13 protein-coding genes are annotated in these 13,266 nt (G+C 52.7%); 7 read left to right on the top strand and 6 right to left on the bottom strand.

Annotated features, from left to right (window positions below; genetic code table 11):
* Positions 1-34: 34 nt before the first annotated feature.
* From GQF03_RS12695 to phnE (GQF03_RS12720), 6 genes are all read left to right on the top strand, one after another.
* Positions 35-1,204 (top strand): M24 family metallopeptidase, encoded by a 1,170-nt coding sequence (locus GQF03_RS12695; RefSeq protein WP_161339654.1) that lies wholly within the window; start codon positions 35-37, stop codon positions 1,202-1,204.
* A gap of 5 nt (positions 1,205-1,209) precedes the next feature.
* Positions 1,210-1,944: a maleate cis-trans isomerase family protein gene (locus GQF03_RS12700; protein ID WP_206376399.1), complete on the top strand. Its 735-nt coding sequence runs from the start codon at positions 1,210-1,212 to the stop codon at positions 1,942-1,944.
* A gap of 472 nt (positions 1,945-2,416) precedes the next feature.
* Positions 2,417-3,463 carry a phosphate/phosphite/phosphonate ABC transporter substrate-binding protein gene (phnD, locus tag GQF03_RS12705; RefSeq protein WP_206376397.1) on the top strand — a complete coding sequence of 349 codons (1,047 nt, stop codon included), beginning with the start codon at positions 2,417-2,419 and terminating at the stop codon, positions 3,461-3,463.
* Between the two features lie 20 nt (positions 3,464-3,483).
* Positions 3,484-4,296, top strand: coding sequence for a phosphonate ABC transporter ATP-binding protein (gene phnC, locus GQF03_RS12710; RefSeq protein WP_161339656.1), 813 nt, complete (start codon positions 3,484-3,486; stop codon positions 4,294-4,296).
* A 2-nt stretch (positions 4,297-4,298) separates the two neighbouring features.
* Entirely contained in the window at positions 4,299-5,087 is a 789-nt protein-coding gene (gene phnE / locus GQF03_RS12715) for a phosphonate ABC transporter, permease protein PhnE (RefSeq protein ID WP_161339733.1), read from the top strand.
* A 56-nt stretch (positions 5,088-5,143) separates the two neighbouring features.
* Positions 5,144-5,902 carry a phosphonate ABC transporter, permease protein PhnE gene (gene phnE, locus GQF03_RS12720; RefSeq protein ID WP_380743729.1) on the top strand — a complete coding sequence of 253 codons (759 nt, stop codon included), beginning with the start codon at positions 5,144-5,146 and terminating at the stop codon, positions 5,900-5,902.
* 244 nt (positions 5,903-6,146) lie between these two features.
* Here the strand turns inward: phnE (GQF03_RS12720) and GQF03_RS12725 are convergent, their stop codons facing one another.
* The 5 genes from GQF03_RS12725 to GQF03_RS12745 form a co-directional block, all read right to left on the bottom strand.
* Positions 6,147-7,424 carry a TRAP transporter large permease gene (locus GQF03_RS12725; RefSeq protein ID WP_161339657.1) on the bottom strand — a complete coding sequence of 426 codons (1,278 nt, stop codon included), beginning with the start codon at positions 7,422-7,424 and terminating at the stop codon, positions 6,147-6,149.
* Positions 7,421-7,957, bottom strand: coding sequence for a TRAP transporter small permease (locus tag GQF03_RS12730; RefSeq protein ID WP_161339658.1), 537 nt, complete (start codon positions 7,955-7,957; stop codon positions 7,421-7,423). Before GQF03_RS12730 ends, GQF03_RS12725 begins: the two co-directional genes overlap by 4 nt.
* A 124-nt stretch (positions 7,958-8,081) precedes the next feature.
* Positions 8,082-9,299 carry a CaiB/BaiF CoA transferase family protein gene (locus GQF03_RS12735; RefSeq protein WP_161339659.1) on the bottom strand — a complete coding sequence of 406 codons (1,218 nt, stop codon included), beginning with the start codon at positions 9,297-9,299 and terminating at the stop codon, positions 8,082-8,084.
* Positions 9,292-10,104 carry a CoA-transferase subunit beta gene (locus tag GQF03_RS12740; protein ID WP_161339660.1) on the bottom strand — a complete coding sequence of 271 codons (813 nt, stop codon included), beginning with the start codon at positions 10,102-10,104 and terminating at the stop codon, positions 9,292-9,294. The genes GQF03_RS12735 and GQF03_RS12740 overlap by 8 nt, the downstream gene beginning before the upstream one ends.
* Positions 10,094-11,002 (bottom strand): CoA transferase subunit A, encoded by a 909-nt coding sequence (locus GQF03_RS12745; protein ID WP_161339661.1) that lies wholly within the window; start codon positions 11,000-11,002, stop codon positions 10,094-10,096. The genes GQF03_RS12740 and GQF03_RS12745 overlap by 11 nt, the downstream gene beginning before the upstream one ends.
* Positions 11,003-11,176: 174 nt before the next feature.
* On the opposite strand from GQF03_RS12745, the gene GQF03_RS12750 reads away from it, so the two are divergent.
* Positions 11,177-11,971, top strand: coding sequence for an IclR family transcriptional regulator (locus GQF03_RS12750; RefSeq protein ID WP_161339662.1), 795 nt, complete (start codon positions 11,177-11,179; stop codon positions 11,969-11,971).
* Positions 11,972-12,060: 89 nt separating this feature from the next.
* On the opposite strand, the gene GQF03_RS12755 is transcribed toward GQF03_RS12750, so the two are convergent.
* Positions 12,061-13,107 carry a TRAP transporter substrate-binding protein gene (locus tag GQF03_RS12755; RefSeq protein ID WP_161339663.1) on the bottom strand — a complete coding sequence of 349 codons (1,047 nt, stop codon included), beginning with the start codon at positions 13,105-13,107 and terminating at the stop codon, positions 12,061-12,063.
* Between the last annotated feature and the right edge of the window lie 159 nt (positions 13,108-13,266).

Genomic DNA, 13,266 nt, shown 5'->3' on the forward strand with positions numbered 1-13,266 from the left:
CGGTGTTGAGTGGAAGGAAGGAGGTTTTGACGTCATGATCCCTCAGCCAAGCCGTGGCTTTGAACGGGCTGAATTCGAGAGGCGCTTGCAAAAAGCACAAGCAAGAATGCGTGTTGCGGAAATGGATGCGATCCTTCTCACCACGGAGCCGGATGTGCGCTACTTCACCGGTTTCTTTACGCAGTTCTGGGAAAGTCCGACGCGCCCCTGGTTCATTGTCCTTCCTGCGAACGGCAAGCCGATTGCCGTCATTCCGGAGATTGGTGCCGCGGGAATGGCGGGAACCTGGGTCGAGGATATCCATACCTGGCCCGCCCCGAGGCCAGAAGATGACGGCATTACGCTCTTACGCGATATCATTCTTCAACTCCCGCGGAAATTCGGTCGCCTTGGCGTTCCGCTTGGTCATGAGAGCCTATTGCGCATGCCTGCAGGAGACTATCAAAAGCTGCTGGCGGATCTCAGTGCGTTCGACATAGCAGATGCTTCTCTTCTCCTTCATCAGTTGCGCTATTTGAAATCCCCGGCGGAGATTGAGAAAATCCACTTTATCTGCGATCTGACCTCCGATGCATTCGAGCATCTGCCGAACAGCCTTAAGGCCGGAGAAAGTGAGCGGCAGAACTGCCATCGCATGCGGATCGACCTTCTGCAGCGCGGTGCGGATACGACGCCTTATCTCATTTCCGGATCCGGTCCCGGCGGGTACGACAGCATCATCATGGGACCAACGGACCGCATCATCGAAACAGGCGATGTCCTGATTATCGATACCGGCACGACATTTGATGGCTACTTCTGTGATTTTGACCGTAACTACGCCTTTGGATCGGCGGATGATGATGTGCGCCGCGCCTATGAGGTGGTTTTCAGGGCGACAGATGCGGGTTTCGCCGCGGCGCGCCCGGGCGCCACGACAAGCGATGTCTGGGCGGCCATGTGGGACATTATGGAAAAGGGAGGCGCGCTCGGGAACTCCGTTGGCCGGCTCGGCCATGGTCTTGGAATGGAACTGACGGAATGGCCCTCCAACACTCCGGAGGACAAAACACCGCTGGAGCCGGGCGTTGTCCTGACACTGGAGCCCGGTATGGAATTCGCCCCCGGCAAGCAGATGGTCCATGAAGAAAATATCGTCATTACCGAAGACGGCGCCCGGATGCTCAGCCGCCGCGCCGCGCCCGAACTCCCTGTTATAGGATGAGAGATATGGATATAGATTACAGCTTCGATGATATTGCTCCGGGGGGCCGGATCGGCCTCGTTGCGCTGGCAACCGATTATAACAGCGAGACGGATCTGCGCCGCATCCTGCCCGACGGTGTCGATCTCTTCACCAACCGCGTGATGAATGCCAACCCCGTAACCATCGAGAATTTGCGCGGAATGAGCGGCGACATCACCCGGGCGGCCAGCGGTCTTCTTCCTGGTTACGGGGTAGATGTGGTGATCTATGGTTGCACCTCCGGCACCGCGGCAATCGGCGGGGACGAGCTTCAACGCCTGATCCAGATTGCCCAGCCCGGCGTTCCCTGCACCAATCCGATCCTGGCGGCGAGTGAAGCCTTGCGCGCATTCAACGCCCGGAAAATATCCATTCTCACGCCCTATACCGAGGATGTAAATGTCGCCATCAAGGATAGCTTTGGCGCGGAAGGTTTTAATATCCTCAATATTGACGGGTTTGGTCTTGAAGATGATATCGAGATGACGGGTATGCCGCTTTCGGCGATTGCTGAAGCGGCGGTGCAGATTTGCGATCCAGACGCGGACGCGCTTTTTATCTCCTGTACGGCAATTCGGTCCGCCCTGGTGGTGGCGGAATTGGAACAAAAACTTGGAAAGCCGGTTGTCACAAGCAACCAGGCGCTGGTCTGGCACTGCCTGAAGCTGATGAATAATTCAAGCAAAGTGAATGGATTTGGACAGCTGTTCGACCAATAACGAACGATTTCGTGATTGATATTCATGCCCTGATTAAAAAATCAGGCATTGGGAAATGAAATTGGAAATCCGGCGCAGGTCATTACCGCAAATCTGATAATTCCAGAAGATATTTTGAAATAGTAATCGGGGATATCGCTCGTCATTCAGGAAGGCGGAAACAGAGAGTTGAATGACAAGCGAATTTCTTCCACCAGAACCGGGGGTTAGGCGTGTTAGGGGTGGTTCCGACGGGTGCAAACAATGCTGTTCATTTTATTGCAAAAGCATTATGGTTTTGATATGCACCGGATACCGAGGCGCAAAAAAAGCTTGCCGAGGAAACTATCGGCGCGCAGGAAATTTTGGAGCGAGCGAGACCTCCGGTCATAAGGGCGAATAAAATCGTCAACAAAGAAAAACTGAAGCGTTCCGATAACCGGCGTTTCAAAAAATAACAAATGGGCTCATTTGTAGTTTTTGGGAGTAGACTATGAAACTCAAACTGACAAAAATGACCGTCGGGCTTGGCCTGATGGCAGCTGTTTACTTAGCGTGGACTTCACCAAGCCTTGCGGACGAATGTAAGAACAGAGGTTCTTTGGATGTGATATTCTGCGACGAAGACGGAGACCTGGTTGCTGACGCACCTAAGGACCCGTCAAAGTTCCGTGATCCGTCGACACTTGTGTTCACCTATACCCCCGTTGAAGACCCGGCGGTGTACCGTGATGCGTTCAAGCCATTCCAGGATTACCTGGAGGAGAAAACCGGCAAGAAGGTGATCTATTACACTGTGCAGTCGAATTCGGCTGAAATCGAGGCTATGCGGTCTGGCCGACTGCATATTGCCGGTTTTTCGACTGGGCCGACGGGCTTTGCGGTCAACCTTGCCGGCGCAGTTCCGCTTGCCGTGAAGGGTACCGAAAAAGAATTTCAAGGCTATAATCTCATTGTTATCGTCAAAAAAGACAGCCCGTACCAGTCGCTTCCGGATTTGAAGGGTAAGAAAGTCGCGCATACGTCGCAGTCTTCAAACTCTGGTAATCTGGCGCCGCGCGCGCTGTTCCCGGACCAGGGTCTGATACCGGGCGAGGATTACGAAGTGCTCTACTCTGGTAAGCACGACCAATCAGTGCTCGGCGTCAATAGCGGCGACTACGATGCGGCGCCTGTTGCGTCAGACGTGTTTACGCGAATGGCAGAGCGGGGTGTGGTAAATGCAGATGATTTCCGTATTATCTATCGGAGCCCCAAGTTCCCGACTTCGTCGTTTGCTTACGCCTATGACCTTAAGCCGGAACTTATTCAGCAGATCCGCGAAGCATTCCGTGATTTCCGGTTCCCGCCGGAAATGCAGAAAACCTTCGGCGGGGCCGATCGGTTCTTCGAAATAACCTATAAAGAGGACTGGGGCGTCATACGCCAGATTGCCAAATCAATCGGCGAGGAATATGACCGCAAGGGCCTTGATCAGATGGCCCAGAAGGAAGCCGAGAAGGCAGCCAAGAAAGCAGCCGAAAAGAAAAAGGCTGACTGATGACTGTGGCCGGAGATGGTATGACATTGCCGGAAAATTCGCGGGGCTCAGGCCCCGCGGATCATTTAGGGGACGCATCGAAAGCGCTAAAAATTCGTGGCTTGGTGAAGGAATACCGGGCTGGCGTCCCTGTCCTTAAAGGACTCGATCTCGATGTAGATAGCCGTGGGATAATGGCGATCATCGGGCCATCGGGGACTGGCAAGAGTACGCTTCTTAGATGCATTAACCGTCTGGTCGAACCGACCCGCGGTGAAATCATTTTCGAGGGCGAGGATATTACGAAATTGAGCCGCGCGGGCCTAAGACGCGCGCGCCGGAAGATCGGCATGGTCTTTCAGGAATACAACCTGGTTGAGCGGCTTAGCGTTATAGAGAATTTGCTTTGTGGCCGGCTCGGTTATATTTCACCGCTTAAAGCATGGCTTAGAAAATTTCCGTCCCAAGATATCGACCGTGCGTTCGAGTTGTTGGACACAGTTGGCCTCGGGGATTTGGCGTATCAAAGGGCCGACAATCTCTCCGGCGGACAGCGTCAACGTGTCGGGATCGCGCGGGCATTGATGCAGGCCCCGCATATCCTTCTGGCCGACGAACCAACGTCGTCGCTCGACCCGAAGACGTCCGTCGAAATCATGGAACTGATGGCAAGTCTTGCCGGGAAACTCGATATTCCTGTTATCGTCAATATTCATGATGTGGCACTCGGCACCCGCTTTGCACAACGCATAATCGGCATGTCTGAGGGAAATATCGTCTATGACGGCGCGCCATCTGGCCTTACGGATACGCATCTCAAAGAAATTTATGGTGGTGAGGACTGGCTGCAATGACCATGCCGTCTACCTCCCACGCAAAGCGCAACCCGTTTCCGGTAAATTGGCCATCCCGGATTATCTGGGTGGCTCTACTGGCCTATCTTGTCTATGCGCTCAGCCTGATCGATATAAGTAGTGAGCGCATGATCGCCGGCTTCGGTCACGGTGCCGACATGTTGGGCCGCATGGTCCCGCCTGATTTCTCACGTTGGAGTCTGCTGCTCGAAGGCCTTCTGGAAAGTCTTGAGATCGCAATCCTCGCATCAGCCGTGGGCATCACCTTATCCCTGCCAATCGGATTTTTTGCAGCCCGCAACATGATGCCGCCCTGGGTTTCCTGGCCTGCACGGACGCTTATTGCCGTCTGCCGATCGTTCCATCCCGTGATCGTCGCGATTATTTTTGTCAAGGCGGTGGGGTTCGGCGCGCTTGCCGGTATCTTGGCGTTGATTGTCGCGTCGGTGGGTTTCATTGCAAAATTGTTCGCCGAAGCAATTGAGGAAATTTCCCTGAAGCAGGTCGAGGCCGTTCGGGCGAGTGGCGCGTCTTTTGGGAACGTCATTATTTTCAGTGTCGTTCCGCAGGTGCTGTCCCGCTTTGTCGGCTTCTCGACATATCAGGTCGATTCCAATCTGCGCAATTCAACGATGGTTGGGATCGTCGGCGCGGGTGGTATTGGCGGCACATTATTTTCGGCCTTTCAGCGGTTCGACTACGATTTCGTTGCAGCGATCCTGATTTCGCTAATTGCCGTGATCATGGCCGGCGAATATTTCAGCACATGGGTGAAGGGCGTCTTCAAATGATAGCTGGTAACGACCCCGTGCAGATGACACACCGGCGCCTCGAACGGTTTACACCGATGGAGCGGTTTTCGCGCTGGCTAGTTTTGCTGATTGTCGTGGCGGCAATCGTCGTCTCGACCCGCCACGTGCAGATCATCCCTGAGTTTCTTGCCGACGCGCCGTCTCAAATGCTTGATCTGTTGAACCGGCTCTGGCCGCCGGACCTTTCTTATTATCAGCAAGGCGTGCATGAAGCCCTCATGGAAACATTGCATATCGCCAGCCTGGGAACGATCCTCGCGCTGATCCTGGCATTGCCTGTGGCGTTGTGCTCGGCCCGGAATATCACGTCCAATCCGATCTTGCTGGTCTTCGCCAAACTGGTTCTTGTCTCCTCGCGTTCAGTCAACTCGCTGGTCTGGGCGCTGCTTTTCGTCGCCGTGTTCGGTCCGGGAACCTTGGCCGGCGTGTTGGCGATTGCCTTCCGGTCCGTTGGGTTCGTCGGAAAACTGTTGGGTGAAGCGTTGGAAGAAGTGCATATGGGATCCGTCGAGGCGCTGAAGGCAACCGGCGCGCCGGCGACCAGCGTATTGCTCAAGGGATATTGGCCGCAGGTCAAGCCGGCCTTGTGGTCAATTGCTCTGTTTCGCTGGGACATCAATGTCCGTGAATCGGCGGTTCTCGGACTGGTGGGGGCCGGTGGTATCGGTATCGCCCTGAATAATGCCCTGAACACCTTTTATTGGGACAAGGTCTCAACGGTTCTGCTCAGCATTTTCGCCGTCGTGATTGCCGCTGAACTGGTCGTGACACAAATCCGCAAGCGCATCATCTAAGGGCGCCTATACGACGTCCTTGGATGATTGCGATGTCATCTCCAATTCATCTTTCTAGAAGAGTGCTATCCAGAGACGCCGAAGCTTGAAATTCTTTCGCTTAGCAAAGCGATGCTTATACTAGGACAACGTCTATCGACCAGGAATTGATCTCGGTTCCTACAGTAAACAAACAGCGAAGATACTCCCGACGCGGAACGCATCAATATATTCCCGCACCATGGGGTCGGCCGGTTGGGCTGATTTACATGGTGTTTGGCAGCCAAAGAACCAGCGCAGGAAAGAAAACCAGCAACAGCACCACAAGGAAATGCGCCAGAATGTGAGGGATAACGCCGATAAACACATCCTCCAGCGGGACATTGGTATATCGCGAGACAACAAAGGCATTAATCCCGACCGGCGGCGTCACGAGGCCGATCTCGGCCAGGACGACAATCAACACACCGAACCAGACCGGATCGTATCCGAGATAAACGATCAGGGGCAGCATGATCGGGACAGTCAGTATCAGAATGGCAATCTGATCCAGAAACATTCCCAGTACCAGATAAATAAAGATGATCCCGATCAGGATAACCCAGGAGGGAAAGTCCAGGCCGCCAATCTGGCTGATAATCAGATTGGGTATCTGAGTGATTGTCAGGAAATAACCAAAGACCTGCGCCCCGATGATAATTGCGCCGATCATTGCGGTTGTGCGCAACGCGCGGTAAACAGCCTGCGTCAGCATCCCGAAATTCGTGTTACCCCGTCCCACGGCGATAAGCAGCGCCCCGAATGCTCCGATGGCGGAGGCTTCCGTGGGCGTGGCAATGCCAAGATAGATGGCGCCCGTGACGATCAGGAAAAGCAGCAGGAACAGGAGGGCGGCAACGGAATGGCTTTCCTTGGAAAATTTGTCTTCAACTTTGGGCGCCCAGGACGGACGCAACCATATCAATGTGAAGACGGTCAGAATAATCACCGTAAGGACCAACAACCCCGGTACAATACCGGCAATCAGCAGGACGGCAATACTCTCCCCACTGAGGAGGCCATACAGGATCAAGGCAATGCTGGGCGGAATGAGCATCGCAAGAGTACCTGATATCGCGACAACGCCGGATGCGAACCGCGCGTCATAGCCATGCTTAATCATTGTCGGCACGGAGCTGGCGGAAAGTGTCGCGGCCGCAGCGGTACTGGAGCCGGAGACCGCCCCAAACGCCGCGCCGGAAATAGCGGTTGCGATCGCAAGTCCGCCTGGCAAGCGGCGAACCCATCGGCCAATCAGCTCAAACATCTCGTCCGCAACCCGGCTCACAATCATGAACTCCGCCATCAGAATAAACATCGGTATCGTGATGAGTTCATAACTTGAAACGGCCGTGCCGGGAGTGGTTTGCAGAATACCCAACACCAGGTTTGGCCCGCCGATCAGTAGCAGACCAATGGCCGCGGAGAGAAGTAAGGAGAATGCGACAGGCAATCCGATGACAAGGAGGACAATCAGTAATGCAATGGTGATTGCTGTCGTCATTGCGCATCTCCGAGTTGATCAGAGATCTTGTTCTTTGTATCCGCGCCGGACGCCACATACAGCCGCATTATGGAAACGAGAAGCATTCTGGCCGTGAGCAGGGTTAATCCGATTGAGATAATGATCGTCGATGTCCATAGCGGCCAGCTTATGCCCCCGGCGGTATATTCGCTGTTCCGCAGATTTTCCTGCACAACCAGATAGCTCATCCAGCTTGCCCCGGCCAAAACAACCGCTGTACAGGCGTAGGCCAGACCGAGTAGGAGCTGACCAAGACGGTCCGGCATCATTCGATGGAAAATTTCCACATAGAGATGTTCGTTTTTCTCCAGGGTATGTGAAACCGCGAAGAAAAAGGATCCAAGCATCAGATATCTGGTCAAGACCTCAAATGCCCAGGAAATCGGGGAACTGAACAGATACCGCATGACCACATCAGACACCATCACGATCATAATCGCGACAAGGCAAATGGCGGCCCCGATCATCAACAATCGTTCTATATTAGAGAGGAAATTATTAAGCTGCCCCATTTCGCATCCTTTTCACGGATAGTCCGCCGAACCGCTGTTCTTGATTTTTCTTGTCGTTGTCGTCAACGGGAGGAATCCACCCTAGTTCCAGTTTCTATAGCTAACTCTTTCCATTTCGCCTGTTTCAGACTTGTTTGCCTGGAGCTGAAACAACTGCCTTTCTGCCTAGCTCCTCAATTTCTTGATCCGAAAAACCGAATTCTTCAAGTATCTCTTCACTGTGCTGACCCAACGCCGGAGGAGGGTATCTGTACGTGCAGGGTGTATCTGAAAGTTTCATCGGAAAACCGAATACTGAAAACGTACCCGCGTACGGATGCTCAATTTCCTGAATCATTTCCCGGTGACGCACCTGAGGATGTTTCATGACCTCCTCTACGGTGTTGACGGGAGCGAGGGGGACATCATTCTTTTCCATGATCGTCACCCACTCCTGCACGGATTTGGTGAGGAAGCATTCCTGCATTATCGGAATCAAGGTGCCGCGATTTTTCACCCTATCCACGTTCGTGGCGTATAAAGGATTCGAAATCAGGTTCTCCAGCCCCATTGCCTTCGCCGCCCGCTGCCAAATACGGTCGTTAAATGCCGCGAGGGAGACCCAACCGTCACTGGCCTCAAATGCCTGATAGGGCACGACACTCGGATGTCCCGAGCCGGACTTTCCTGGAACGTCATTTGTCGCGCCAAATGCGGTCAGAAGATAGGAAAGGTAAGCCACCTGCCCGTCCAGCAGGGAGGTATCAACAAGTTGCCCCGTTCCGGTTATATTGCGGGCCTGCAATGCGGCCATGATCCCGAGCGAGGCAAACATACCCGCCGTCAAATCGCAGATACTAACGCCGGTACGAACGGGCCCGCCGTCAACCTCTCCGGTAACGCTCATCAATCCGCCAAATGCCTGCATATAGATGTCGGTTGCCGGTTTTGTCGCATATGGCCCCGACCGACCAAATCCGGTGATGGCGCAATAAATGAGCTTGGGATTAATTGCGCGGAGAGCTTCATATCCAATTCCCCAGCGGTCCATCACGCCATGCCGGTAATTCTCGACCACAACATCCGCGGAAGTTACCATTTTACGGAAGACATCACGCCCCTCTTCTTTCCCGAGGTCCAGTACGATGCTTCTCTTGTTGCGGTTGGCGCTTACAAAATAGGTACTTTCTCCATTTTGAAAGGGCGGCCAGGCACGGCTGTCATCGCCCAGCCCTGGCGGCTCGATTTTTATGATATCCGCCCCAAGATCTCCGAGCATCAAAGAGCAAAGTGGCCCGGCCAATGCCCGCCCTAAATCAAGGACCTTGACTCCCTGAAGCGGTTGTCGCGCCACATCAATCATTTCTTGCTCCCTTTAGATTCCGCAACACGCCTGACGGATCCACTCTTGAACGCAAGATCTCCAATGTCTCCGCATCCGGCAGAGCGGTCGTCGGCACCTCCTCCGGAACAATGATTTCGGCACCGGTATTATCCAGCACTTCTTCCACGGTGTGCCCGGGATGCACCGATCGCAACCGCATCCGTTTGGTGGTAGCACAAAAATCCATTGCGGCCATCGGGCTGAATACAAGCGCCGGCCCGCCGCCAACAAGACCAAGCGCTTCGCGATCGCCCGGCCCGCTGCCATATCCCATCGCCGTGACGTAATCGAGCTTGTTCACAAAGGATAGTTTGGAATGCTGCTGCATATAGATAAAATATCGCCGCGCGACCGAGCTTGCATAGGAGAGGCCCGCACCACCCGGCCCCTTCAGCTTCGGCGCCTTTATGTCCCCAATAGCGGTCATGTTCAGATTCCCGAAACTATCGACCTGCAGACCACCTGCGAAAAACCAATCTCGTGGCGTGTAGAAGACAGACATAAAATTCAAAACCGTCTCGGTTCCGGCATATATATTTCTATAATCCATCGTGGAATGAAATAGGGGCGCCGGCGCCTTCCCAACGCTATTTGCCACAAATCCGGCGGCGCTGGTAATGATCATCAGGTTCGGGGCATGCGTTAATTGAGCGAGACGCGCCGCCGCGAGGGGAATTTCACTACGCGCCCCTCCGGGTGACCCGATTTCTCCATCCCCCAGTTCCTTGCTCAATACGTACGCGGCAAGTTCCGGCCAGGCCACAGGTGAACTTTCAATCGACATAGGTTTTTGCCTTCGCTTCAATTAACGACTGTAGATTTACGTGCTTATCCAGGTAATGTTGGTGGCTTGGCACTGATAGGACGTGATCGTTTATATAGTCTGCTATCCCATTTTCGGATTTCGCTGCTTTCAGGTAATCGATGATTGCCGCTTCATTGAACTGATAGCTTCCATGAGAAGAACAGGGATAGGCCCCGTAAGGCGCCTCGATCACATGATCGACCAACATGCAGGATATGTTGGTGCGGAAAGGGTCATTTGTGAAACTCGCATTTGGAACCACCTCGTCGACGCTGGCGACTATTTTTCCGCCGCCTTGCCGCGTTGCTTCCGCGACCATCAAATCCGCAAATGAATAGCCCACATAGCGGAGGTTCCCATATTTGTCGCCCGCAGCTGCGTGAAGAATCGCCAAATCCGGTTTCAATGCGGCAACTGCCGTCATCGGCTCGCCGGAGATATGATCCTTAACCAGTTTGATATCCGGATTTAATCTATGCACGTCGGTACCGACACCTGCTTTTGCAATGCCAGACGGGAGTTTTCTGGCCGCCGCCTCAAGAGCTGCGAGAAGATGCGTCTCGTCACATTCCCATACGCTGATTTTGCCCTCACTCGTCGCCTTCCGAAAGCCCGGGGCCAACCCCAGATATTCAAACCCCATATACGGAACTCTCACTTCCGCGACACAGCCTGCGGAAATAAGCAAATCCACATCGATCGACGCCTGTGGAACGGAAACGACGACAAGATCCTTTACTTTCCGGCGGATAATCTCCCGCACGAGGAACATGGGTTTATTATGAAATAATGACCCGCCTATAATCAAAGTCTGGCCGTCTTCCAGCCCCTCGAGCGCCAAATCGACTGAGCTTATTTTACTAGTGCGAGTGTCCACAAATTTCTCCCAAGAGGTAATTTATCTGGCCTTTTTGTTCTATATATAGAACTATGATCTATATACAATACAAATATCACTGCCTGGGAAGGCCGTCAACTGATCCATCGATAATTTTGTTGCTCAAGCAGCGTGCGGAAGTTATGCGTATTCTTGGGCTTACTGGAGAAACGTATGTCGTACAAAGAAGCTGATGAGACTAAACGTTATTCTGTACCGGCAGTTGAACGAACAATCCGGATTTTTCATTACCTGAAAGCAAACCGGCGAGCATCCGGCGCAGAAATCGCGAAAGATCTCAATTTAACCAGAAGTAATTGTTACGCTATATTAAAAACTCTTCAGCTTCATGGTTTCGTTCTATTTGATACTGATTCAAAAAAGTATTCCTTGGGACCAATTTTCCTTGAGTTTGTCCGAACTATTGTACAGGACCTAAGCCTGATACATGTATCGCGACCACATCTACAGAAATTTGTGGAAAATACGGGCTTAAGCGTCGTGCTTGAACAGCGTGTAAATTTCAACCGGTTACTGGTGATTGACAGGCAGGATTGTGCGGATGATGTGCGCGTCATTATTTCGATAGGCACAAGAATTCCGATAACCCATAGTGCCTCCGGAAGGGCGCTGCTCGCCTATCTGCCTTCCAAGGAAGCCGAGGAACTCGTCAAATCGGTATCTGTTATTCCGCTAACGGCAAAAACAATTACCAATCCAGCAGATATTATGGATGATCTCAAAAATATTCGTGCGCGTGGATACGCGGTTGGACATGGAGAAAATTTGGAGGGCATTGACGCCATCGCCGCCCCGATTTTTGATGTAACGGGAGAGCCCATTGGTGTTGTCGCCTGCGCGGCTACATCCTCCACACTCAGCAACGGCCCTCTTGACCATTTCGGGAATAAGCTGCGCAGTACGGCAGATGAAATCTCCGTCGTGCTCGGCGGCAAGCAACCGGGCTAGCGCGAGCGTACTACAATCAAGTGACCTGTTTGGCGCAGATTCTGATAATGGGGAACGGGACAGTATACCGGCCCGTTCCCCAATTTTTATTACTCGTATTTAGACACAGCGCTACGGAACTGCTCAATGACTTCCTTCGCCGGTTTCCCTCTTTCTTCCAGAACGGACGTCCAGTTAGTAATCACCGGTTCCAGCTCCTTGTTTAGGGCTGCGGCTTCCTCACCTTCAATCACATGGATTTTGGCACCGCCACCTTTCAGTGCCTCCAGTGCTTCAGAGTTCATTCTGTCGCTGTAGCTGCACAGAGCATTTCCGGCAAACGCAGCGGCCTCTGTCAACGCGTCCTGGATTTCCTTATCCAAACTGTTCCATTTTTTTGAGGTCATGCCATATGTGACTGTTGTGCTACCCAGGTTTACACCAGTCAGTCCATATTTCATAAGTTCATCAAGACTGTATGGAGGCAGCCCGATATAGGCAAGCATGGCGCCATCCAGTGTTCCGCGCTGAACCGCTTCAAAAATTTCAGGCCCGCTAAGCCGAATAGGCGTTGCCCCCAGCTTTGTCAGCGTTTCATGCTTCGCATCTCCAGACGCATAAAGCTTCAGCCCTGCGAGATCCTTATAGGAGTTCAGTTCTTTCTCAGACGTCATGACGGTATAAGGAGCCAACATATTGGTATAAAGCACATGAAAGCCCTGTGGCTTGAACTCCTGCTCATAAAGAATTCCGCCGGGTTTCGTCAAATCCGCCAGTGCCTGCGATCCGGAGCACGCGGTATTGAACATACCGGGCAGTTCACCTGCGGCGGAAAGCGGTAGTTTTTCCGGAACATATGCTGGAATGATAACTCCGATATCCGCGACACCGGCACTCGTGAGGCTCATGATATCTTTGGCTTTACCCAGTTGCTGCGCTGGAAAATACTGGAACTCAATGCGCCCGTTACTCAGCTCGACTGCCTTGTCCATCCATTTCTGGGTGCCTTCAAGCAGAATGTAATGAGTAGTCGGAAATATGTCGGCAACCTTGAAAATAACCTTGTCTTCGGCAATTGCAGCCGAAGAAGCCAAACAACCAAGAAATCCTGTTCCCAAGACAAAAAGCCGCGACATTGTCTTTAATTTTTTTATCATTCATCCCTCTCCTATTGTTCTATATATAGAACGATGTTCTCTCAGTACAACATATCATAATAATCTTGTCCACCACTCTTTAGGGATTTCTGGCTTACATCCATTTTTTGTGAGTACCCGCCCAGCAGCATAGGCTGGGTGGTCGCCATGCGATCTCAC

The sequence above is a fragment of the Sneathiella chungangensis genome (assembly GCF_009882935.1).
Lineage (GTDB): Bacteria > Pseudomonadota > Alphaproteobacteria > Sneathiellales > Sneathiellaceae > Sneathiella > Sneathiella chungangensis.

Coding starts and splice junctions, on each gene's coding strand:
- GQF03_RS12700 (WP_206376399.1), top strand. CDS start 1,210: ATGGATATAGATTACAGCTTCGATGATATTGCTCCGGGGGGCCGGATC.
- GQF03_RS12735 (WP_161339659.1), bottom strand. CDS start 9,299: ATGATTGATGTGGCGCGACAACCGCTTCAGGGAGTCAAGGTCCTTGAT.
- phnD (WP_206376397.1), top strand. CDS start 2,417: ATGAAACTCAAACTGACAAAAATGACCGTCGGGCTTGGCCTGATGGCA.
- GQF03_RS12740 (WP_161339660.1), bottom strand. CDS start 10,104: ATGTCGATTGAAAGTTCACCTGTGGCCTGGCCGGAACTTGCCGCGTAC.
- GQF03_RS12725 (WP_161339657.1), bottom strand. CDS start 7,424: ATGACGACAGCAATCACCATTGCATTACTGATTGTCCTCCTTGTCATC.
- GQF03_RS12695 (WP_161339654.1), top strand. CDS start 35: ATGATCCCTCAGCCAAGCCGTGGCTTTGAACGGGCTGAATTCGAGAGG.
- phnC (WP_161339656.1), top strand. CDS start 3,484: ATGACATTGCCGGAAAATTCGCGGGGCTCAGGCCCCGCGGATCATTTA.
- phnE (WP_380743729.1), top strand. CDS start 5,144: ATGGAGCGGTTTTCGCGCTGGCTAGTTTTGCTGATTGTCGTGGCGGCA.
- GQF03_RS12755 (WP_161339663.1), bottom strand. CDS start 13,107: ATGATAAAAAAATTAAAGACAATGTCGCGGCTTTTTGTCTTGGGAACA.
- phnE (WP_161339733.1), top strand. CDS start 4,299: ATGCCGTCTACCTCCCACGCAAAGCGCAACCCGTTTCCGGTAAATTGG.
- GQF03_RS12730 (WP_161339658.1), bottom strand. CDS start 7,957: ATGGGGCAGCTTAATAATTTCCTCTCTAATATAGAACGATTGTTGATG.
- GQF03_RS12750 (WP_161339662.1), top strand. CDS start 11,177: ATGTCGTACAAAGAAGCTGATGAGACTAAACGTTATTCTGTACCGGCA.